20 protein-coding genes and 1 tRNA gene are annotated in these 22158 nt (G+C 41.4%); 16 read left to right on the top strand and 5 right to left on the bottom strand.

What is annotated here, in order from left to right:
* Positions 1 to 3: 3 nt before the first annotated feature.
* Both ACOYVE_RS13535 and ACOYVE_RS13530 read right to left on the bottom strand, forming a co-directional pair.
* Positions 4 to 420, bottom strand: a complete 417-nt coding sequence (locus ACOYVE_RS13535; protein WP_014855982.1) for a DUF1761 domain-containing protein — start codon at positions 418 to 420, stop codon at positions 4 to 6.
* Between the two features lie 8 nt (positions 421 to 428).
* Complete coding sequence (locus ACOYVE_RS13530; protein WP_014855981.1) at positions 429 to 1397, bottom strand: isoaspartyl peptidase/L-asparaginase family protein; 969 nt, start codon at positions 1395 to 1397, stop codon at positions 429 to 431.
* 178 nt (positions 1398 to 1575) lie between these two features.
* Between ACOYVE_RS13530 and ACOYVE_RS13525 the strand changes: the two genes are divergently transcribed.
* A complete protein-coding gene (locus ACOYVE_RS13525) occupies positions 1576 to 3618 on the top strand; it encodes a hypothetical protein (protein ID WP_014855980.1) in 2043 nt (680 codons plus the stop codon).
* Between the two features lie 3 nt (positions 3619 to 3621).
* Positions 3622 to 5055: a DUF5723 family protein gene (locus ACOYVE_RS13520; RefSeq protein WP_422882400.1), complete on the top strand. Its 1434-nt coding sequence runs from the start codon at positions 3622 to 3624 to the stop codon at positions 5053 to 5055.
* Position 5056: 1 nt separating this feature from the next.
* Here ACOYVE_RS13520 and ACOYVE_RS13515 read toward each other — a convergent pair whose 3' ends face one another.
* Positions 5057 to 6100, bottom strand: coding sequence for a glycosyltransferase family 2 protein (locus ACOYVE_RS13515; protein WP_014855978.1), 1044 nt, complete (start codon positions 6098 to 6100; stop codon positions 5057 to 5059).
* Positions 6101 to 6233: 133 nt separating this feature from the next.
* Between ACOYVE_RS13515 and ACOYVE_RS13510 the strand changes: the two genes are divergently transcribed.
* Entirely contained in the window at positions 6234 to 6566 is a 333-nt protein-coding gene (locus ACOYVE_RS13510; protein ID WP_014855977.1) for a hypothetical protein, read from the top strand.
* Entirely contained in the window at positions 6550 to 6780 is a 231-nt protein-coding gene (locus tag ACOYVE_RS13505) for a hypothetical protein (protein WP_041355959.1), read from the top strand. Before ACOYVE_RS13510 ends, ACOYVE_RS13505 begins: the two co-directional genes overlap by 17 nt.
* On the opposite strand, the gene ACOYVE_RS13500 is transcribed toward ACOYVE_RS13505, so the two are convergent.
* A complete protein-coding gene (locus ACOYVE_RS13500; protein ID WP_014855976.1) occupies positions 6734 to 7657 on the bottom strand; it encodes an ABC transporter substrate-binding protein in 924 nt (307 codons plus the stop codon). The genes ACOYVE_RS13505 and ACOYVE_RS13500 overlap by 47 nt on opposite strands.
* A 76-nt stretch (positions 7658 to 7733) precedes the next feature.
* Here ACOYVE_RS13500 and ACOYVE_RS13495 point away from each other — a divergent pair.
* From ACOYVE_RS13495 to ACOYVE_RS13455, 9 genes are all read left to right on the top strand, one after another.
* Positions 7734 to 7806, top strand: a tRNA-Lys gene (locus ACOYVE_RS13495).
* 355 nt (positions 7807 to 8161) lie between these two features.
* Positions 8162 to 8707: a hypothetical protein gene (locus ACOYVE_RS13490; protein ID WP_157867320.1), complete on the top strand. Its 546-nt coding sequence runs from the start codon at positions 8162 to 8164 to the stop codon at positions 8705 to 8707.
* 341 nt (positions 8708 to 9048) lie between these two features.
* Positions 9049 to 9966 (top strand): hypothetical protein, encoded by a 918-nt coding sequence (locus ACOYVE_RS13485; RefSeq protein WP_014855974.1) that lies wholly within the window; start codon positions 9049 to 9051, stop codon positions 9964 to 9966.
* 268 nt (positions 9967 to 10234) lie between these two features.
* The gene (locus ACOYVE_RS13480; protein WP_157867318.1) at positions 10235 to 10396 is read left to right on the top strand and encodes a hypothetical protein; all 162 of its coding nucleotides are present in this window, start codon (positions 10235 to 10237) and stop codon (positions 10394 to 10396) included.
* Between the two features lie 72 nt (positions 10397 to 10468).
* Entirely contained in the window at positions 10469 to 10921 is a 453-nt protein-coding gene (gene tnpA / locus ACOYVE_RS13475) for an IS200/IS605 family transposase (protein WP_014855973.1), read from the top strand.
* Positions 10899 to 11087, top strand: coding sequence for a hypothetical protein (locus ACOYVE_RS13470; protein ID WP_422882398.1), 189 nt, complete (start codon positions 10899 to 10901; stop codon positions 11085 to 11087). The genes tnpA and ACOYVE_RS13470 overlap by 23 nt, the downstream gene beginning before the upstream one ends.
* A 157-nt stretch (positions 11088 to 11244) precedes the next feature.
* Positions 11245 to 11637, top strand: a complete 393-nt coding sequence (locus tag ACOYVE_RS13465; protein ID WP_422882434.1) for a YdeI/OmpD-associated family protein — start codon at positions 11245 to 11247, stop codon at positions 11635 to 11637.
* 298 nt (positions 11638 to 11935) lie between these two features.
* A complete protein-coding gene (locus ACOYVE_RS13460; protein WP_422882396.1) occupies positions 11936 to 14077 on the top strand; it encodes a PAS domain-containing sensor histidine kinase in 2142 nt (713 codons plus the stop codon).
* A 139-nt stretch (positions 14078 to 14216) separates the two neighbouring features.
* On the top strand, positions 14217 to 14864 hold the full coding sequence (locus ACOYVE_RS13455) for an NAD(P)H-binding protein (protein ID WP_422882395.1): 648 nt from the start codon (positions 14217 to 14219) through the stop codon (positions 14862 to 14864).
* Positions 14865 to 14931: 67 nt separating this feature from the next.
* On the opposite strand, the gene ACOYVE_RS13450 is transcribed toward ACOYVE_RS13455, so the two are convergent.
* Entirely contained in the window at positions 14932 to 16221 is a 1290-nt protein-coding gene (locus ACOYVE_RS13450) for a T9SS type A sorting domain-containing protein (protein ID WP_422882394.1), read from the bottom strand.
* A 330-nt stretch (positions 16222 to 16551) separates the two neighbouring features.
* On the opposite strand from ACOYVE_RS13450, the gene ACOYVE_RS13445 reads away from it, so the two are divergent.
* The 3 genes from ACOYVE_RS13445 (at position 16552) to ACOYVE_RS13435 (ending at position 22110) form a co-directional block, all read left to right on the top strand.
* A complete protein-coding gene (locus ACOYVE_RS13445) occupies positions 16552 to 17598 on the top strand; it encodes a CNNM domain-containing protein (RefSeq protein ID WP_422882392.1) in 1047 nt (348 codons plus the stop codon).
* Positions 17599 to 17803: 205 nt separating this feature from the next.
* A complete protein-coding gene (locus ACOYVE_RS13440; protein ID WP_014855967.1) occupies positions 17804 to 19600 on the top strand; it encodes a sodium:solute symporter family protein in 1797 nt (598 codons plus the stop codon).
* Entirely contained in the window at positions 19597 to 22110 is a 2514-nt protein-coding gene (locus ACOYVE_RS13435) for a beta-mannosidase (protein WP_422882389.1), read from the top strand. The genes ACOYVE_RS13440 and ACOYVE_RS13435 overlap by 4 nt, the downstream gene beginning before the upstream one ends.
* Positions 22111 to 22158: the final 48 nt, after the last annotated feature.

Raw genomic sequence — 22158 nt, 5'->3', positions numbered from 1 at the left:
TGATCAGAGCCATAATCCGAGTATGAATCCGTTTATAATTAAGACTAGAAAATGGTATCCGCTGTCGATAAAAAATTGAGTCATCGATTTCCTCTGGAACTGAAGATTGATAATCATTGTGGTGGCAATAAATCCGAGCCAGATCATGAACGCAATACGGATACCCTCTTCGGGAGTGGCTGCGCCTGTATAACCGAGCAACCTGGCAAGCATGTATGCCATAACCAGATGCGACAGAAATGCAATTCCAAAAACTTTTACGGGACTGAAACCTTTTTTTAATTCCTCTTCCGGGGTATCAATTGTTGCAAGCCAAATTTTGCCCAGCAGCAAAGGGCTGTAATAAAGGGCGCCCATTCCCATTGCTATTATTCCGCAAATTAATACGGCCAGATAATTAATCGGATGTAACAACTCCATACAGCCTCCTATTTATAGATTTTAACCTCGTGTACGCCGTCGCTAATTTTAACTCCTCTGAACATGCCCGGCGTATTGAACGGCGTGGCATAATTTCCGAATCGGTCCATGGCTATAACTCCGCCGTCGGCATTAAACTCGACAAGTTTTTTGTTAATCACAATATCCGCCGCTTCATTTAGACTCATTTTTTTGTATTCCATTAAATCGGAGATATCTTTGGCAACGCCGAGCCTAATAAAGAATTCGCCGTGTCCGGTAGCCGAAACCGCGCAGGTATTGTTATTTGCATAAGTGCCGGCCCCGATAATCGGCGAATCGCCAACTCTTCCTAATTTCTTTAGCATCATTCCGCCCGTCGAAGTGCCCGCCGCCAGATTTCCGTTTTTATCGAGCGCAACCGCTCCTACAGTGCCTTTTAGCGCCTCCGCCGAATCCCGCTGTTTTTTCATTCTAAAGTATTGCCGGAACCGTAGTTCGGTAATAAAGTAAGTCGAATCGACGAATTGAAAACCGTTTTGAAATGCAAACTCCTCGGCTCCCCGACCGATTAACATCACATGCGGCGACTTTTCCATAACCAGACGTGCAAGATTAATCGGATTTTTTATATGCCTTATTCCGGCAACCGCTCCTGCGTTCAAGTTGCCCCCGTCCATTATCGAAGCGTCGAGTTCGGCAAAACCGAGGTCGTTCAATACCGCTCCTTTGCCAGCATTGAAAAGAGGCGAATCTTCCATTATATTAATTGCCTTTGTAACTGCGTCGAGCGAAGAGCCGCCCGATTCCAGAATTTTATATCCCGCTTCCAGCGCTTCGGAAAGTTTTGCTTTGTATTGATTCTCGAGGTCGGCGGGCAAGTCCTTAATTACTCCCGCCCCGCCGTGGATTACAATTCCGAATTTTTCCTGACCGTAATAATCGATATTAAAAGCAAGGCAGACAATCAAGCCGGTCAAAATGAATAATCTTTTCATCTGTTTATCCTGTTTGGAAAAATATCAAAGTGAATTTAACCCGCATATTTCTTAAATGCAACACGCAGGCAGCTTGTGACGCGCGTCATCATAAATCTTCTATGCAAAATCAAAAAAGTTTAAATTCCCGCAATAAATTGTCGATAATAAAATATTAACGGCATCTAAAGGGATACGCATGAAATACAAATTGTTACTCGTCGCATTGCCGATTGCCGTTTTGTCAAACGGATGCGACATAAACGAGCCCGCGGCTCCGGTATGGGATGTGTCGGTTACTGCGCCGATTGCAAACAAAGAATATCTGATAAGCGATGTGCTGGAAGGCGAATCGGATAATCTGTTTCATTACAACGACGGAACAAATAAAGGCGTCCTCTATTATACGGATTCATATAAAATCGATAAAATAACCTTCGGAGATAAACTGAAAATAGACGGATTTTCCGAGAGTATAATCGAGCGGATAGGGGGTCTTAAAATCGAATCGGATACGGTTCAGGGCAACGTCGGCTCAGCCGAGCTGGGTTTGAATCCCTCAGCCGGAATTGCCGTTCCGCCGGTGAAGGATAAAAAAGTTTCTTCCGATTTAAGCGAGCCCGGAAATTTCCTTCAGGCGCGTTTCCGGAGCGGCTCCTTCGATCTCGTTATAAGAAACAATTTTACGGACGATGTAGACATTACGGTTTCAAATATTTCGCTTGTCAATTCGGACGACGGAAACGTAATCGCTTCATATAACGGCAATGTAACAATACCCGCATCGCAATCTGTATCCGTGAGCGATCTAAAAATCAATACGGAAATCTATGTGAAAAACCGTTTGAAAATAGAAGCCGTACTTTCGACATCGGGCAGCGGGGGAAAAGTAGTCGCCGTTCCCGAATATTTTCTGACGCTGACCGCTATTACGAAAAACCTCGAAGTGTCCGAAGCCACAGCAAAATTTCCAGAACAGGATTTCCTTTCCCTCAACGGCTCGATTAAAATCGGCGATAACAACGAAAAGATTTCCAAAGCCGTTATTAAATTGGGCTCGCTCGATTTAAAATTAACAAACATCACCGAATTGAACGCCGAGATTCGATACAGATTCCCCGATATCAAAACAGCGGACGGCAAAGTATTCGAGGGCGCGGCTGTTATTGCGGGCGGTCAATCCCAAAAATTGTTAGACAATAAATCGCTTGCAGGCTTTTCGGTCGAAGCTGAAAACGCTCAACTCGAAGAATTAAATTATACTATCGATTACAAAATCGTAAGCGACAATCAGTACAAAACTATTAGAAGCGGCGACTACGCAAAAGCCGAATTCGAATTTTCCGAACTAACTTTCGAAGAATTCGAAGGATTTATACTTCCGTTCGAATTCGAACCCGAAAGAACTTCCTTTGCTTTCGACATCGAAAAAAACAAAATCGATTTCGAAAAATTGCTTCTCTCGAATCCGGCGCTTTCAATCAGACTTAACTCCACTGCGAATATAAAATTTTTGATAGCGGGCAAATTGAAATTGTACATGCCGGACGGAACGGTTAAGAATTTCAACCTCAACGACGCCACCCTCAGCTCGGTTTTGATTACTCCTTCGACCGAACGGATTTATTTAAATGGCGACAGCGTATCTGCATTCATTAAAAATCTTGACGATATACCCGACTCAGCGGCAATAGAATTATCGACTATGGTCAATCCGGATTTCGAATACGTATCCGTCAAATCGACGGACGATATAGATGGAGAGCTCGAAGCCGAAATTCCTCTCGACTTCGGAATTCAGTACGCCGAATATTCGGACTCGATCGATATCGAGCTCTCAAACGACGACCGGGATTTGTTGAGAGACATAAAATATCTCGAAGCAAATTTAAACGTGGAAAACGGACTGCCGATTAATATTTCGTTTACCGGCAGACTCTATGACGCGGCGGGCAATTTTCTGACTTATTTTCCGCCGGCTGAATTTCAGGACACCGTTATTACGATACAGCCCGCCGAAACGGATGGGAACGGATACGCTGTTTTGCCGGCTGAAACACACGTAAAAGTAATTGTAGACGGCGCGGCTTCGGCTAAAATTGCGGACGCCGCTTATATGAAAGTGCGATTGAGATTCGGTACGGCTTCGGCTGACAAACCCGTTAAAATTCGTTCGACCGATACGATACGCATCAAAGCCTTCGGCGTTTCGGAATACAAGATAGAACCCGGGAATAACTGAGTTATGAAAAACAATATCAAATATATTATTCCGATATTATTAATGGCGGCTCTTTCCATAAACGCGCAAATCGGCGGCAGTATCGGAATGCCGGACGCCAGGTCGTCTTCGATGGCGGGCGCATATACGGCGGTTTCGGAAGGACTCTATTCAATCGGCGTCAATCCGGCTAATTTATCGATGTCAAAAGGAATCGAATTGATTATACCGTTGCCGCTGCCCTCTTTCAGCGGTATTGCAGGTTCGAACTTTTTTTCGCTTTCGGATTACAATTACTACTTCGGCTCTTATACTATCGACGAGAACGGCAAGAAAAGAGGACGTTATTTAAACGATGCCGACAAAAAAAACTTTATTGACCTGTTCGGCAAAGGCGGCGGAATTCATATGAATTTATTCGTGCGCTATTTTGCTCTTTCAGCAACTCCTTGGGAATCATTCGGCTCGCTCGCGTTTTCAGTAACCGACCAGATTGCGGCGGACGGCACAATTCCGACCGGAATAGTGGAACTCCTCTTCAAAGGGAATCCGCCGAACTCCCGTTATAATTTTAACGATACGGAATTCAAATCGTGGTGGATTAGAAAATATTCGTTTTCTTTTTCGAAGGAATTCAAAATATCCTACGAAAAATCGATTAACGCGGGAATATCGCTGAATATTATTAGCGGACTGTTCTATGCGGGATTGGACGAAATCGATTCCGAGATTTTCACAGACAGTTTGGGAAACATTCACGGTAAAGCGAGCTATTCGGCAAAATCCGCTTTCTCGCCAAACTTCGGCGTCGAATACGACTTCGAAAATCAATCCGCTACCGAAGAGAGCGTCTCCGCATTTCCCGAGCCTGCAGGCGCGGGATTGGGGGCGGATATCGGAATTAGTTACAGGCACAACAGCGTTTTCAAATTTGCGCTTGCCGTAACGGACATCGGAAAGATCGAATGGAACAAACGCGCGGCGCAGTTCAATGTGAACAGGAGCGTCCGCATTGACGACCTTTCCGAAGAAGCGCAGAGGGATTCGTTGACAAATCTGTTTTCAACAGAAGGCGCCGGAAAATCCGTCGATAAATTTTCGACTCCTCTTGCGACTACGCTAAGATTCGGAGCTTCGATCGATCTGGCAAACCTTCTTGAATTAAAAAACAAACTGCAGATTGCCGCAGGTTACGTTCAGGGCTTGAACAAAATGCCCGGCAATACCACCTCGCCGAGATTTTCGATTGGAGTCGAGTGGAAGCCGTTCGAATCGGTACTCAGTTTGCGCAGCGGAGTCGCATTCGGAGGCTGGGCGAAATTCCGTTGGGGTTTGGGAATGGGACTCGATTTCGGATTGCTCGAATTAAACGCCGGCGCTTCGAATTTCCAGAACGTCGCCTCGCCTTCTTCGGGTAAAATGATTTCGATAGCCGTCGACTCGCGCTGGAAATTTTAAACTACTTTTTCTCTTTGATAATATATTCGTTATCGTTCTGAAAATTATGCACCATCAATTCGCCGATCAATCCGATGGCAAAAAACTGAACTCCCACGATAATCAAAAGAATTCCCAGAAAGAAGATCGGACGATTGTTTATTCCAACTCCCAGAAACAACTTTTCGTAAGTAAGCCAGAGACTTATCAGAATTCCCAATAATGTCGTCAGCAGACCGATGAATCCGAAGAGATGCATCGGACGCGTAACGTAGCGGGTGGTAAAGATGACCGTGATTAAATCGATAAATCCCTTGAAGAATCGCGATATGCCGAACTTCGTCCTGCCGTATCTGCGCGGATGATGTTTGACGGGAATTTCAGTAACAGAAAAACCTTTCCATCCCGCCAACACCGGAATATAACGGTGGAGTTCGCCGTATATGTTGACGTTCTTTACAACTTCCTTGCGATAGGCTTTCAAGCCGCAGTTGAAATCGTGTATTTTAACTTTCGAAAAAAGACGCGTGACGAAATTGAAAAACCGTGAAGAATATTTTTTAATAAACGGATCATATCGCTTTTTCTTCCAGCCGGAGACCAGGTCGTATCCTTCTTCGAGTTTGGCAAGCAGATTCGGAATTTCAGCCGGGTCGTCCTGAAGGTCGGCGTCCATTGTAATAACTGCGTCGCCCGTTGTGTTTTTGAATCCGATTTGAAGAGCCGCCGATTTGCCGTAATTCTTCTTGAAACTGAAATAAAAAATCTTATTGTCTTTGAGAGCCAGTTCTTTTATTACGTTCAGCGAATTGTCCGTGCTGCCGTCGTCCACAAAAATAATTTCGTAGTCGCACGAAATCGAGTTGACCGCTTTTTTAATTTCGTTGTAAAGAGGTCTCAGCGATTCCTCTTCGTTGTAAAGAGGCACCACAATCGACACTTTCTTAAACGAGAAACTTTTTACGCCGTTTTTCAGTTTCTTTTGATAGTAACGGAATTTTCTGCCGTAATAATGTCGTCTTTTTTTCTTTTCTCCCGATTGTTCGGGTTTCTTCTGTTCGCTCAAATTGAATCCCTTTTAAACAAAAATTGTTTGTATGTAAGTTAAATTATAGCGATACGAAAATCAATTCGAAAGAAGATTAATTGAAAATTGAGCGTTTTATAATTAAGTTTAGGTCAAAAAGAAACTCGATTAAATGGGCGGAATTATATTTTGGGCTATCGTAAGGACGGCGGTATTAATTCCTGCTCTCTGGCTCTTGTACGGCATGATGGAATACCGATACTGGTGGTGGCTCGGGATTATCTCGATTTACGGGATTATAATTTATCCCGCTACGATTCAGTACCGTATGTTCAGAGAAAAGAACCAAAAAATTATCGAAGACACGCTTTGCTCGAGCTGCAGGTATTTCGACGAATCGGCGGTTTTGTGCACTAAATACGACGAACATCCGACGCTCGAGTATCTGCCCTGCAACGGCATCGACTGGGAATTGAAAGAAATATCTTATGAAAAAACCAATTAAAAATATTGCGACAAGTCTCAAATACGATATTTTGTTTTGTACGGAATGCGGCGAGGATTTGAGCCAATTCGGAATCGATTCGGAAATCGACATCGAAAAAGTGCGGGAACGTCATGCGAGCTGCCGCGCAACGGGCAAATTCAAAGGCGACAAATGCGCCATGATTTTTATCGCTCAGGATATCGAAGACTTTCTTCCGGATGAAGAAGATTAAATAAATCCGCAGCCGCTTCGGCAAATCTCGGTCCCGGTCGCGAGTACAAATCCCTATCCGCAAAAATTACATTACCGTTCCGCACGGCTTTCAAATCTTTCCATTCCGGGTACAAATCGAGCAAATCTTCTGTTTTCAATTTGCCGTCGGAAAGAATTATAATATAGTCGGGATTCCGCACCAATATTTCTTCGCGGTTGAAAACGGGATAATTAATTAGCGGGTCGTCGGCAATATTCACAAGTCCGCAGAACTCCAGATATTCGTTCAAAAACGTATTTTTGCCGGCGAGCATCAGCGGTTTCAATTCAACGGGCAGCATTGCGGTTTTCGGTTTTTCGCCGCGTGATTTATTTCGAATCGAATCGAGCAGTCTGTCCCACATTTCGATTTTTTCCAGAGCGTATTTTTCTTTGCCGAGTATCCGCGCGATACCGAGGTACGATTTTTTGACGCCCTCGTAATTGCGCGGATTCGACACAAAGACTTTCAATCCAAGACTTTTGAATTTGTCGAAAGTTTCTTTCCGGTTGCCTTCGACGGTTATGAAAATAAGGTCGGGTTTGAGCGACAGTACTTTTTCGAAATCGACTGTAAGAAGGTCGCCTACTTTTTCGACATACCGCGCTTCGGGCGGGTAATTGCAATAGAGCGTATTGCCCGCCAGTTTATCGCCCGCGCCCAGATCGAAAATTATTTCCGTCAGATTCGGAGCCAACGAAATTATTCGTCGCGGAATCGAATCGATCAAAACGGGATTGCCGAGGTCGTCGATAACTTCAAGTCCGCCGGAAGGTTTTCTATGCTCTTTCCCGGCGCACGAAAGAATCAAAATAATCGACAGGACAAGAGCGGCATTCCCAAACAGGCTTTTCATATTAAATCTGATTTTTTTTGAACTATAAATTAAAAGAAGTTTTGAGTGGGAACCAAAAATTAATTATTTTTGTGACGCTTCCTTAGCTCAGTTGGTAGAGCAGTAGACTCTTAATCTATTGGTCGGGGGTTCGAGTCCCCCAGGAAGCACACGCTAAATATTTAAGCCGGAATCTGAATTACAGTTTCCGGCTTTTTTATTGACAGCCGTTTTCTCCGGAATCAATATTTACAGCAGCTTCCCTTTTCAAAATTGTAAATTAATATACGCCGTAATTACGGTGCAATCAATCGTTTCTTCTTTTCAAATTTCTATTGACAAAAAATCAGTATAAAGTTATTTTCGTTGAAGTTATAAAAAGAGAAGAGTTATCAAGGTGATCTATCCAATAAACCAGGCTCATCGCATAATAATCTTGTAAACAAGAGGTATGTTGTTATTCGACTAGGTATTCCTAGCAGAATAATTAGTTTGCAACAAATATCAGACGACATGAGATTTCGCTTGATCAAAAAAAGAAAAACCTTCTATTTCAGAATCTTAATACTGTTTCTCGTTGGGCTTGCTTTTTACACTTGGTTATTAGAAAACAAGATTGCGTATTTAATTATTCCTTTCATTCCTATAATTCCGCTTTTAATTTCTCCGTACTTTTTTTACAAATATATAGGTGAAGTTGAATTAGACGAAAATCAATTATCAGTTATTTCTAGAGGGAACGAACCACAAACCTTTTTACTAAACGACATCGTTAGAATTAATCTTATTTATGACAGACAGAAAACCAATGCGTTCTTTAATCGGTTTATCGTAAAAGGTTTTGTAATAAAACTAGAAGTGGAATCAAAAGAAAATACCGCGAGTGAATATAATATACTTCTAAAGAAAAATCAGCGGGAGCAATTTATAGAATTATTAGAGAAGCTTTATAAAAGCGGCGTCAGAATAAATGAAAGAGATGAACTGGGCGCAAAATGCTTTCTCCTGAAAGGAAATCTTTCCTATAAAGAAATTCAGGAAATAAAAAGCAAATATAATCTTTCATGGTAAACGCAAACCAACCATCTGCACAATGTAAACCTCTTTAAGGTGACTGCATTGCGGCTAAAGACATTCAAGACAAAAACAAGCATTCTTAAATTGACACTTAAAAATGTTTAAGAAAATTATTAAGCTGCCTCTCATTCCCTCTTAAACGCTGTCGGTATACCAATTTTTTATTGACAAAAAATCAGTATAAAGTTATTTTCGTTGAAGTTATAATAAGAGAGGGCTTGTTATAAAAAGCGGGGCTGAGAATAAGATTAATTGAATGATATACTGCAATCCTGAATGAACGGTAGGCAGGCGCCGTTAATAGTTATTTATAAAAATATAAATCTGAGGTAAAGATGGCAAATTTATTTTGGAGAAAGAAGAAAAGGGTAAGTAGTCTGCTTGAAACTCCCTTCAAATCAGAAGAGGAATTTGAGAAGACAGTATTTGGCACACCGGAACTATTAGGTGAAATTACATTGATTAAACGACAAGTACGCGGTGGTAATAAATCCGGGATACCAGATATTATTGGAATTGATGCCGATGGAGCAGTTTGCATCCTTGAAATGAAGAATAAAAAGGTCGATGCTTCAATAATACCTCAAGTCTTGGAATATGCAATTTGGGCGGAAACAAATCCCGATTCTATAAAATCACTTTGGCTTGAGTTAAATGAAAAACCCGAAGAAGTTGAAATTAACTGGGAAAATCTAGAAGTAAAAATATTTATAATAGCGCCTGCCATATCAAGATCGACTTTAGAATTTGTAGAACGTATCAATTATCCGGTTGATTTGGTAGAAATTAAAAGATGGATTGAAGGGGATAATGAAATATTAATGGTTAACAAATTGGAAACTGAAGAAAAGGGATACCGAATAAAGCCAGTTCAAGGATTGAGGAACTACGATGAGACCTATTATAAAAGCAAAAGAAATAAAAAGAGCGTTGATTATTTTTTGCAATATGTGTCTGAAGTTGAAAAAGTAATAAAATCAAAAGGGTGGAACTTAGACACAAAATTTAATGCTTATCAGTGCGCATTCAAATCCGGTTTTTTTAACGCGTTCAGAATCCAGTGGTTAGGCACAAAATCATTTGCTTTCTTATTTAAAGTTTCAAAGGCAGATTTACGCAGATTAAATTTCAAACCGACAAGGTATGATGAAGATAAAAAACGCGCAATATTTTTAATTGAGCCTGGCAAAACGAAAGTGAAAGACTTTATCCCATTATTCGAATATAGTTATAAAGCATTAGGAGGTAATTAAAAAACCCAAAACAAGCGTATTAATCCAACAGAATTATTTAAGAGATTGAGAGCTATATAAAAAATTGTAGCGCAAGTTTAAATACAAAACATGTATTTACCTCAAAGATTTATCCGTGGGCATATTAAAGGCGCAACGTACATGTCACACTTGCTAACTAAAATCTGGGTGAATTTAATTTTCGGCACAAAAATAGAATGCCATTGATAAATACATCTTTTGAGAAAAATTATACAAACACCTAAAACAAATTATTGAGAATGATTTTATGAATCTGTTATATGCTATAAACGGAACATCCGACCATATTCACATACTGACGATTCAAAACTCAAATTACTCATTAACCGACAATGCAAAGAATGTGAAATCGGGAAGATTAAATAATCCCAGAAAGGGATTTTATGAAATTAGCCCATCAATTTATTGATGGGAATATATGATCCGATTAAAGTTAAGTCCTGTAAGGACGATTGATACAACAGTCGTAATTGGAAAAACAATGGCGCATTCATACACCAACATTTTAATTCATTTCATTTTCAGCACAAAGAACCGGGAGAAAATTATTAGCGAAGAATTGCAAGAACGGTTATGGCCTTACATGGGAGGGATCGCCAGGGAAAATAATATGAAGGCGCTTGCCATCGGCGGCGTTGAAGACCACGTCCATCTTTTAATCTCATTACCGCCGACTTTGTCGATTGCCAAAGCCATCCAGTTGATCAAAGGGGGCTCGTCAAAATGGGTGCACGATACATTTCCAAAACACAAATATTTCAAGTGGCAGGAAGGCTATGGAGCGTTTAGCGTGAGTGCATCGCATATTGAAAATACTGTTGCCTATATTAAACGACAAAAAGAACATCATAAGATTAAAACATTTCAAGATGAATACATTGCTTTTTTGAAAAAACATGAAATTGAATACGATGAAAGATATATTTGGGGATAATTCCAATCGTCCCTACGGGACTATTCTGGTTTTGAGACTCGTATTTCCCGGCTATGAATTGCCGGGTTATTCTCGGATGCCCCTTCGGGACATTTCCATACTGAAATTAATGAGACGCACAAAAATAAAGAAAATTTTCGCAGCTACGTTAAACGAACTGGACTGAGAACGCATTATTCATCTTTTGAAAAAGGCGAAAATATATAAATAATTCATTCAAGACGTGAGGATTGATTTTGAATCAAAACGTATTCATAAATTCGAATATAATAAAATACTCGATGCCCCCGGATAAATACATTGAAAAGAGTTTTTAAGGCTATATAAATCTAATAATACGCCGTACTGACCGCCAATCCTACCTACAGAGAATTACACCCAGGAAACCTAAAAGCGCTTGGTCGAAAAGGAACCGAGAAATTGCCGAACGTTTAATTAACGAAAGTAGTATGAACGAGCCGGGACTCGCACAAGTTCGCGCAGCCAAAGCAGACGGTCGATGGGATAATGCATATACCGCAAGCGAATTGAATGTTCCCGAAGATTTTCTCGCGGCGCTCGAGGACAACCCGGAAGCCAAACGCTTTTTCGATACGCTCAACAAATCGAGTCGTTATGTAATTGCGCACGGACTGTCAAACGCAAAGAAAACCGTAACCAGAAAAAAACGATTCAATAAATTCCTTAATATGCTCCTGCGCGGAGCCAAGCCGTAAGCGACTAAGAATTTAACACACTCTACGACGCCAGCATTTTCACCGCAGTACGACTACGCGGATTTACCTGTCAGAGAGCCCCTCTATGCCCTTTCGAACAATCTCTAAGAAACGCCTTCGCTCATCTATATCGGCATAATTTTCATTGACTATAAAATCTCATTCCTTTAACTTTGGTTAAAACTATAACGGGCAAAGCTTACGTGCGCCGCATGAAACGACGAAGTTATTTTTTGGAAAATCATAAACCGGGAAAAACAATTACCCTCGCCGCTTTTAACGCAAATATATTTCTCTTATGAAAACGATAAATTTTAAGAAATATTTTATACGGTGGGAAAAGTTAACCGGGCATTATTTTAACAGAATTTATATTAACGATAAAGACAATAAGGAAAGCGAGCTTTCTAAAGTAAGGAATAAGCTGTTCATTTCCATATTACTTGTAGCCCTGATTTTCGGATTTATTTCTTATATCCCCAGCATCATTATATCGGTCCAGTCAAACGAACTTGTTATCGGAATATTCGATACCCTCGCCATTGCTATGCTCGTTTATATTTCTTTGAGCGATAAGTTAAATATAAATGCGAAAAAAACTTTGTTTTCGATTAACGTTTATGTTCTCTCCGTAATCTTATTTATCTATCTCGGAACCAAAGGCCCCGCAACGATTATCTTCTTGTCTCTTTCCATATTGATAACGCTCTTCTACAGCAGGCGGGCGGGTTTGATTGCGGTTGCATTAAACGCTGTCGTCTATTTTACTCTGCCCTTTTTCCTGGACGGAAAAATATTAAACCAACCGTTTTTCAAGGATATTTCCCCTGGCGCATGGATGGTTATCGGATTTAACCTGGTTGTTTTCAATCTGATTCTGGTATTATCCGTCTCATTCTTAATTGATTATTTACAAAAGTCGTTAGAACAAAAAAAACAAATTGCCGGAGAATGGGAAAAGACGTTTCATGCAATCGACACGCCTATTTTTTTAATCGACGCCGATTTCCAAATACTACGCTCAAATTATTCGGCAAAGAAATTTTACGGAAATAATTCCCAAATGGAATTTAACGGAAAATGCCACGACATAATTTGCAATAATTCTGTAGCTGAAGAGAACTGCCCGTTTTTTGTATCCCGGAAAAGCTTAAAAGGAGAAAGCAAAGTTTTCTTCCGCGATAATAAATGGATTGAAGAAATAGTCGATCCCTATTGGGACGAAAACAATAAATTTACAGGAGCCGTTCTCGTTTGCAGAGATATAACGGAGAGCAAACAAGCCGAGATATTATTACGTAAAGAAGAGGCAAAGTTTCGTTCCGTTTCGGAAACGGCTACCGACGCGATTATTATTGGCGACAGCGACGGTAAAATTATTTTTTGGAATGAAAGCGCGAAAAAAATATTCGGCTATTCCGAAGAAGAGTCGCTTAACAAACCAATTTCCATGATTATTCCGCCCGATTTGCAGAAAGATGATTCGGGCCTCCTTAAAAATATTTTCGATCCAAAACAGCCGATGACACAAGACAAAACCGTCGAAATGGAAGGGCTGACAAAAAACGGGGATAGAATTCCCTTAGAGATAGCAATATCGCATTGGGAAACCAATAATGAGTTTTTCTTTTCAGTAATAATTCGAGATATAACCGAGAAAAAAACTACAATCGATTCTTTGATAGCCGCTAAAGAAAAAGCCGAAGAAATGAATAAGGTTAAATCTTTTTTCTTCGCCAATATGAGTCACGAGCTGCGAACGCCCTTTGTGGGTATTATGGGATATGCCGAATTGCTCGCGGAAGTATTGGAAAACGAAGAACACAGAGAAATGGCAAACGGAATTATTTACGCCTCCAAACGAATGCTCGATACGTTAAATAACATTCTTATGCTGACAAAGATAGAGTTCGACGGCTTGACGGTCAAATACGAAACTGTCGATGTCAACGAAGAGATTCTTTCCTTAATTAAGGAATACAAACCTCTCGCCGAGGTAAAAAAAATAGAGTTGACTCATAATCTCAGGACGGGACAAGTACCGATCATTACGGACAAGCAATTATTCCAGGGAATACTTAGCAATCTTATCAGTAACGCCTTAAAATATACGGAAAGAGGCAGAGTTGAAGTATGCGCCGCTATTGAGAAAATTAATTCAACCGACTTTCTAAATATAAAAGTAATGGACACCGGCATAGGAATTCCCGAAGACAAACAAGATCTGATATGGCAGGAATTCAGACAAGTAAGCGAAGGCACAACCAGAAGCCATCAAGGTTCAGGACTTGGCCTGGCGATAACAAAAAAATATGTTGAAAAACTTGGCGGTAATATTAGAGTGGAAAGCAAAGTAGGCGAAGGTTCGACTTTTATTGTAAACCTGCCTTTCCCAAAAGAGTCGGCGCTACTCGACGGCTGGCTAAACAAAAACAAATAAAAACGCTAACAAGAAACTAAAATATTGTATATGCGGAAGAGCGCCCCTTTCACCCTAAAAACTACAGACAAGGAATTATAGATAACTAAATATTTGCGATTGTTTTTACTCATTCTCACTCAAAAAATTAGAGACAGTTATGTATTTGACTATAATCGGAGCAACCGGAGCCACAGGCAAAAATCTGCTCGAGATGGCTCTCAAAGACGACTACTTTACTAAAGTGGATGTTTTCGTAAGACGGAATGTAAGTCTTTCAAACGAAAAACTGACAGTTCACGTGATTGATTTCGATAAGCCGGACGAGTGGGAAAAGAATGTTACGGGCGACGTACTATTTTCTTGTCTGGGAACGACTCGTAGAGACGCAGGCGGCAAAAAATCGCAATGGAAAGTCGACTACGACTACCAGTACCGGTTTGCAAAAGCCGCCTCAGAAAAAGGCGTTCAGAATTACGTTCTGGTTTCTTCCGATTTCGCATCGTCGAAATCAATTTTCTTCTACACAAAAATGAAGGGCAAATTGGAAGATGAGATTATAAAACTCGGCTTCAGAAAAATAATCATTTTCAGACCGCCCGCTATGGAAAGAGAAAACAGCGACAGACCCGCGGAAGCGCTGGGTATTAAAATTATTAGATTCCTCAATTCGATCGGAATCTTAAAATCATTCGCACCTCTCCGCACCGATAAATTGGCGGAAGCTATGATAAACGCTCTGAAAAGACTTCCTGACGGCGTTCACATAATCAGTAGAAACGAAATATCAAATTATACAAATAAATAACAGGCTCTTCGCAGGCATAAAAAGAATTTAATTAACTGGCGCGCCTGGCGACGCGCCGGATTTGACGCTATTTCACGTATGCTATCTTCAAAGTTTCAATCCGTTCGTTCGTATTCAAAACCACATAATAAATACCCGAGGTCAATCCGAACGAGAAGGCGTCGAGTTTGAAAAAATGCTCGCCGGCGTTATACGCTTTTCCTTTCAGCAAATCCGCAACTTTTCTTCCGAGCGCGTCGTAAAGAATTACCGAGACGCTCGATGGTTTTGCCAGCCTCCAGTGGATTATTGTAGACGGATTAAATGGATTGGGATAGTTCCCCAAAAGATTGTTTTCGTTCGGAAGCGGATTTTCTTCCACGCCCGCCAAAACATTTCCGTTGTTCCGGGTTTTAAACACGACCCCGTTATCGCACAGTATCCAGCCGAGCTCAGCGGTAGCAAATTCGATGTCGCGCGCTTTTAAAGTAGTGTCGGATATCTTTTCCTCATACCACGTAATTCCTCCGTCGTCGCTGTAATAAAGCTCCCGGTAATTCGTATAACGAATAAACAAAGGATTCTCCGGCAGATATTCTAAATCGTTGGGGAATCCTTTTTGAATGCCGGTATTGATTTTAGTCCAGTTTACTCCTCCGTCGCCGGTTAGATTAATAAAGTTTTCGTCGTTCACTATATGAACGGTCATTCCTCTTTCGGTATCGTAAAATTTTAAAAGTTGCACCGGGTCTTCATGCGGCAATTCATTCCAACTGTTGCCGGTGTCGGTAGTTTTGTAAGTCCTTTGCGGCATTAAACCGGACGAATAGAAAAAGCCGGTTGATTTATCGACAAAATCGATACGACGCCAGATATCGCCTGAGAAGCCGCCGATGCCGCCCGCAGCGTGATATTCCCAATTCTCGCCGCCGTCGTTGGTTACGAATATAACTGGATTAACATTGCCCGAAGCGGCGTCGCCCATTGCAACGCCTTCGAGTTCGTTAAAGAATTCCACATAATTAATAAATTCCGTAACGTTCGTGTCTTCGAAGCAAAGTTTCAATTCCCCGCCGGGAATGTCGTACTTATAGAGTTTGCCTCTATCGGTCGCCAGGGCCACCGTCGCCGCGTCAATAAACGATAAATCGATGATTGTTTCGTCAACGCTCAAAACCGCCCGCCAGTTATCTCCTCCGTCCTCCGAATAATAAACGGCGCTTTCTCTTTTGTGAAACGTAATTGCCGCATGATTTTGATCGTATGCGTCGATAGCAAATGCGAGGGAACCTTTTTGTTCGGGGATTTCGTATTTAATCCATTGTCCGTAAACGGAAGAAAATGCGAGAATAACAAAAAGCGTAAATGCGGTTTTCATTATTCCTCCGGAATCCGTAATGCGTAATTTATTTGGCGATATATAAATTCCCCTGAAGGATATAACAGTAATTGCAATTTATAAAATAATTCTCAGTTATCATTAAAATATCTTGACTATTTTGCACCGGCAAATAATTTCTTTTGCAGCTGGCGCCGTTTTCCCAATTGACATTTGGGGGACAAAGATACTTACATTTTTTCGAGACGTTGTTCAATTGCTTCCTAATTTGCTACTTAAGAAAAATATCTGTAATGTAGATTTTGGATTCGGCCGGGTGCAACAATCAGTCGGCGCGTTTATATTCCATCACACACTCAAGAAGGAAAAATGGCGGAACTTTTAATTTATCTGACCCTTGCGCTTGTGGTATCGTTTTTATGTTCGATAGCGGAAGCGGTAATATTATCTGTTTCAGTCCCGTTCATCAAAACCAAAGAGACGGAAGGGAAGAAAACCGCAGTTTATCTGAAAAATCTGAAAAGCCAAATCGACAGACCGTTATCGGCAATATTAACAGTCAACACAATCGCTCACACCGTAGGAGCCGCAGGCGTGGGAGCTCAGGCTGTCTATCTCTTCGGCGAAGTTTATTTCGGTCTTATATCGGCAATACTCACCATAATGATTTTATTCTTTTCGGAAATTATTCCAAAAACAATCGGCGCGGTCTATTGGAGAAAACTCGCATTGCCATCGGCTGTTATTATTATGGCGATGATCTATATAGCGTACCCGTTTGTAATAGTATCCGAATTCATTACGCGTTTGATTTCGAAAAACAAGAGAGCGCAAACAATGAGCAGGGACGAAGTCGTAGCGCTGGCGCATCTGGGCAAAAAAGAAGGAGTGCTGAAAGAAAACGAGAGCAAGATAATCGACAATTTACTGAAGCTCAATGATCTGAGCGTAAGCGCAATCACGACGCCGCGCACCGTGCTTGTAACAGCTCCCGAAGAAACTTTGCTGAGCGAGTTCGTAAAACGAAAAGAATATCTGGGATTTTCCAGAATTCCGGTTTATTCGGAAAATATCGACAATATTACCGGCTATATTCTCAATTCCGACGTACTGGTAAAACTTGCCGCCAAAAGCGACAATATAAAACTCAAAGAAATAAAACGGCCGATATTAACTTTTTACGAGAATTATTCGATACCGAAAGCGTTCGAAGAATTAATTCTTAAAAAGGAACACATAGCTCTGATAGTAGACGAGCACGGCGGCACGCGCGGCATTATCACTCTCGAAGACATAATCGAAGCTATGCTCGGATTGGAAATAATGGACGAGAAAGACATCGAAGCCAACTTACAATTGCTTGCAAAAAAGAAGTGGGAGGCGCGCAAAAAAAATCTAAATATAGGGGACGAATAAACAACGCGGCGTAACAGAAACGCTATCGAAATAAAACCCGTAAATATGAAATCGACAATGATAAATAGCGGGAGGACGACATTATTTAAAAAACCAATTACCGACGCCTCAAATTGCATTCTTTCCAAAGCATAAAAAATCAAACCTGCTTTGAATTAAAAATCTCAAATGATATTTTGCAAAAATTAATTTTGGGGTTAGTTTTATGAATCTTCACATTGTGGATGTATCGATAATTGTTGTGTATCTGATCGCCATGGTGATAGCCGGTTCATATATGAACCGAAGAGCCTCGAAAGACCTCGACGCATATTTCCTCGGAGGTAAAACAATACCGTGGTACTATCTTAGTTTATCGAATGCCGGAGGTATGTTCGATGTATCGGGCACCATGTGGCTGGTTTATATAATGTTCGTTTACGGTATGAAGAGCGTCTTCATTCCCTGGATTTGGCCGCTGTTCAATCAAATTTTTATGATGGTTTATCTTGCAATTTGGCTGCGCAGGTCAAACGTTCTGACAGGAGCCGAATGGATTACAACTCGCTTCGACCAGGATACAACAGGCGGCAAACTGGCTCATTCGGTTATTGTGATTTTTTCGATCGTCTCTGTAATCGGATTCCTGAGCTACGGTTTTGTGGGCGTAGGAAAATTCGCCAAGATATTTCTGCCGTGGGATTGGCATCCGCATGTTTATGCCATAATCATAACTCTCCTGACCGGAATTTATGTTGTAAACGGCGGTATGTTCGGAGTTGTGGTTACGGACGTCATGCAATATGTTCTTATGACCGTCGCTTCGGTTATTATTGCTATAATAGCTATGAATCAGGTTACTCCGGAAATGATAGCCGCCGTAACTCCCAAGGGCTGGGATAATATATTATTCGGCTGGAAACTCGACCTCGATTGGAGCGGCATACTCGATTCGGTAAACGACCGAATTGCGAGCGACGGATATCAACTTTTTACGATATTCATAATGATGGCTCTATTCAAAGGACTATTTGTAAGTATGGCAGGACCGGTGGCGACTCAGAGTCTTCAGAGAATTCTTGCGTCGCGTAATGCCAAAGAAGCGGCAATTATGAATGGATTTGCCGCGCTGGTTGTTTCCGTACCCCGATACTTAATGGTTGGCGGTTTAACCGTTCTGGCTCTGGTCTTTTTCCGTCCGCAATTGATTGCAATGGGCGCCGATATTGATTTCGAGCTTATACTTCCCCTTGCTATTCAAAACTTCGTGCCTGTTGGATTAATGGGTATTATGCTGGCGGGAATGTTTTCGGCTCACATGTCAACTACTTCTTCGTTTCTTAATCTTGGTCCGGCATATTTTGTAAACGATATTTATAAAAAATACTTTCGCCCGAATGCGTCGGACAAAACTCTGGTCAGAGCCAGCTATATTGTTTCCGCGGTTGTAACAGTAGCAAGCATACTTTTCGGATTAATGATTGAATCGGTCGATTCGGCTACGCAATGGATAGTATCGGCCTTGTGGGCTGGCTCGGCGGCTTCGAATGTGCTTAAATGGCACTGGTGGCGTTTTAACGGGTACGGGTATTTTTACGGAATGCTCGCCGGGCTTTTGATCGCTCTTATTATGCCGGTCGCCTTCCCGGACATTAACGGACTTTATGCCTATCCTTATATACTTCTTATTTCCGGATTGGGAAGCGTTGCAGGCGCTCTCCTTACTAAACCGGAGAACGAAAAACTTCTTATAAAATTCTATTCGTCGGTTAGACCCTGGGGATTCTGGGAACCTATTAAAAACAAGGTTAAAGAAATCGATCCCTCCTTTGAAGAAAACAAAAACTTCGGAAGGGATATGTTAAACGTTGCAGTCGGCACAGTCTGGCAGGTCGCAATCATGGCGGCGCCGCTTGCGCTTGTCATTAAGAACTGGGACACTCTCTTCTGGATGATCCTTATAATTATCGCAACCACGGTAGCGCTAAAGAAAAATTGGTACGATAAACTGGAGTTGAATTGAAAAGGATCGAATTGAACGGCAACTGGAAATTCAGGCAGGCAAAAGGAGAAGACGCCTGGAAAAACGCAATCGTACCCGGCTGCGTTCAGCTCGATTTATTGAACGGAGGATTTATTCCCGACCCTTACTATCGCACTAACGAGCGTGAAATACAATGGATAGAAAAAGAAGATTGGGAATATAAAACCAAGTTCGTTGCCGATTCGGAAATGTTAAACGCTTCTAATGCGGAAATTGTTTTTGACGGACTCGACACTTATGCAGACGTATACCTTAACGGAAATTTGATTTTAACTGCGGATAATTTTTACTGCGGATGGAGATGCAATATTGGCAAATATTTGAAACCGGGCAAAAACGAACTCAGAATTTATTTTCACTCTCCGATTAAAAAAACTCTCCCTCTGTTTGAAAAAAACGGATTCGAATACGGCGCCAATAATTCGCAGCCGGAGCCGAAGTTGAGCGTTTATTCGCGCAAACCCGGTTATCATTTCGGATGGGATTGGGGACCAAGAATTTTAACAACGGGCATATGGCGCCCTGTCTATATTGAATTATGGAATAATGCCAGAATTGACAACGTACGATTCGTCCAAAAAAGTTTAAATAGCGGAAGGGCGCATTTGCAGATTGTAGCCGAGATAATATCTTCCGGCAAATTCTTAAAGGAGTTAAAATTATCTTCTTCGCAAAAATCTTTTGCAGACGTTTCTGTCGGTAAACAGCTAAATCCGGGTATTAACAGAGTGAAAATCGATTTTACTATCGAAGCTCCGAAATTATGGTGGTGCCGGGGTTTGGGAAAACAACATCTTTATGAACTAAATCTTGAATTGATTTCAGACGGAGAGGTTGAAGACAACTGGCGGGGAAGAGTCGGCTTGAGAACATTGGAACTTGTTGAAGAAGACGACGATTACGGCAAGAGCTTTTATTTCAAAATTAACGGCAAACCCGTATTTATTAAAGGGGCAAATATACTTCCACCCGACTATTTTCCTCAAAGAGTAAGCAAAAACGATTATTTAAAATTACTCGACGACGTTGCGTCTGCCGGCATGAATATGGTCAGATTATGGGGCGGCGCTATCTACGAAGACGACCTCTTTTATGATTTGTGCGACGAGATGGGAGTTATGGTATGGCAGGATTTTATGTTTGCTTGCGCAATGTATCCGGCGGACGAGGTTATGCAAAAAAGAATTCGCGCTGAAGCCGAATACAATATAATTCGTTTAAGGAATCATCCCTCTCTTGCAATATGGTGCGGAAACAACGAAATAGACGAAGGCTGGCATACATGGGGATGGCAGGAAAGATATAATTATTCCGAAGACACATGCAATCTGCTGTGGGGATATTACAAAAAAATTTTTCATGAAATACTTCCCGAATCGGTCGATAAACTCGACAAAGGCAGACCCTATTGGCAGTCGTCGCCCAAATACGGTTTTGTTGACGACCGCAGTAGATACGAAGGCGATATGCACTACTGGGGAGTTTGGTTCCTTAATCACCCGCGTGAAAAATTTAATGAATTCCTGCCGCGTTTTATGAACGAGTACGGTCTTCAGTCGATGCCCGAATTAAAAACTTTCATGCAATTTTCCCAACCGCAGGATTGGAATCTCGATTCCGATGTTCTTAAAGCTCATCAACGACAATATCCCAATCCCAAGAAAAATCAATTCCTGGGCGGATACGACATGTTGTTAAAATACCTGGAAAGAGAATACGTCGTACCCGGGAACTTCGAGCATCTTACTTACGTAAGCCAGCTCCTACAGGCGGATTATTTGAAATATGCAATCGAACTTCATCGAAGAAGCAAACCTTATTGTATGGGAACAATGTATTGGCAACTGAACGACGTCTGGCCTGTAGTTTCATGGTCGACCGTCGATTATTACGGCAGATGGAAAGCTGCGCATTATGCGGTTAAAAAAGCTTATACGCCCGTCCTCGCGTCCGCCGCCGATGAAAATGATTTTATAAATGTTTATGTCATAAACGATTTGACAGAGAAACTCGAGGCAACGCTTAGCGCAAGACTTATGAATTTTTACGGAAAGGTATTTTACGAAGACGAAATACGGGTCGTTATAGACGACGACTCGAGCACGGTTGCGCTGAAACTCGACAAGAGCAGGATTCTTAATGGAATCCGGAAAGAAGAAGCGCTATTAAATTTAATGCTTATAAAAAACAATACCGTAATAGCAGACAACAATTTTTTCTTCGCATATACCAACCGGCTTTTGCTGCCCCCGCCGAAAATAGAACTTGAAACCGCACAAGCAGGCACGCGCCGGTTTATAAAAATCGCATCTGACGTTTTTGTAAAGAATTTATTCATTAAATGCGAAAACACAGACGGTAAATATTCGGATAATTATTTTGATCTTTTGCCGAACACGGAAAAAACAATAGAATTCGAGCCGGAGAAGGAATTTGCCGGCGCTCCAAAGTTTTCGTTGATTCACTATCAAAAAATATCCGTCGATTGAGAACAATTTTACGCAAGAAAAAATTTTTTATTACCGTCTTTTTTCTCT

This window comes from Melioribacter sp. (assembly GCF_049325435.1).
GTDB lineage: Bacteria > Bacteroidota > Ignavibacteria > Ignavibacteriales > Melioribacteraceae > Melioribacter > Melioribacter roseus.
Note: the sequence above shows the minus strand (reverse complement) of the source record. Positions and strands in the feature narration are given on the sequence as shown.

Bases quoted from the DNA above. Each gene is read 5' to 3' on its own strand.
- ACOYVE_RS13535 (WP_014855982.1), bottom strand. From the start codon at position 420: ATGGAGTTGTTACATCCGATTAATTATCTGGCCGTATTAATTTGCGGA.
- ACOYVE_RS13530 (WP_014855981.1), bottom strand. From the start codon at position 1,397: ATGAAAAGATTATTCATTTTGACCGGCTTGATTGTCTGCCTTGCTTTT.
- ACOYVE_RS13525 (WP_014855980.1), top strand. From the start codon at position 1,576: ATGAAATACAAATTGTTACTCGTCGCATTGCCGATTGCCGTTTTGTCA.
- ACOYVE_RS13520 (WP_422882400.1), top strand. From the start codon at position 3,622: ATGAAAAACAATATCAAATATATTATTCCGATATTATTAATGGCGGCT.
- ACOYVE_RS13510 (WP_014855977.1), top strand. From the start codon at position 6,234: ATGGGCGGAATTATATTTTGGGCTATCGTAAGGACGGCGGTATTAATT.
- ACOYVE_RS13505 (WP_041355959.1), top strand. From the start codon at position 6,550: ATGAAAAAACCAATTAAAAATATTGCGACAAGTCTCAAATACGATATT.
- ACOYVE_RS13500 (WP_014855976.1), bottom strand. From the start codon at position 7,657: ATGAAAAGCCTGTTTGGGAATGCCGCTCTTGTCCTGTCGATTATTTTG.
- ACOYVE_RS13485 (WP_014855974.1), top strand. From the start codon at position 9,049: ATGGCAAATTTATTTTGGAGAAAGAAGAAAAGGGTAAGTAGTCTGCTT.
- ACOYVE_RS13480 (WP_157867318.1), top strand. From the start codon at position 10,235: ATGAATCTGTTATATGCTATAAACGGAACATCCGACCATATTCACATA.
- tnpA (WP_014855973.1), top strand. From the start codon at position 10,469: ATGGCGCATTCATACACCAACATTTTAATTCATTTCATTTTCAGCACA.
- ACOYVE_RS13470 (WP_422882398.1), top strand. From the start codon at position 10,899: ATGAAAGATATATTTGGGGATAATTCCAATCGTCCCTACGGGACTATT.
- ACOYVE_RS13460 (WP_422882396.1), top strand. From the start codon at position 11,936: ATGAAAACGATAAATTTTAAGAAATATTTTATACGGTGGGAAAAGTTA.
- ACOYVE_RS13455 (WP_422882395.1), top strand. From the start codon at position 14,217: ATGTATTTGACTATAATCGGAGCAACCGGAGCCACAGGCAAAAATCTG.
- ACOYVE_RS13450 (WP_422882394.1), bottom strand. From the start codon at position 16,221: ATGAAAACCGCATTTACGCTTTTTGTTATTCTCGCATTTTCTTCCGTT.
- ACOYVE_RS13445 (WP_422882392.1), top strand. From the start codon at position 16,552: ATGGCGGAACTTTTAATTTATCTGACCCTTGCGCTTGTGGTATCGTTT.
- ACOYVE_RS13440 (WP_014855967.1), top strand. From the start codon at position 17,804: ATGAATCTTCACATTGTGGATGTATCGATAATTGTTGTGTATCTGATC.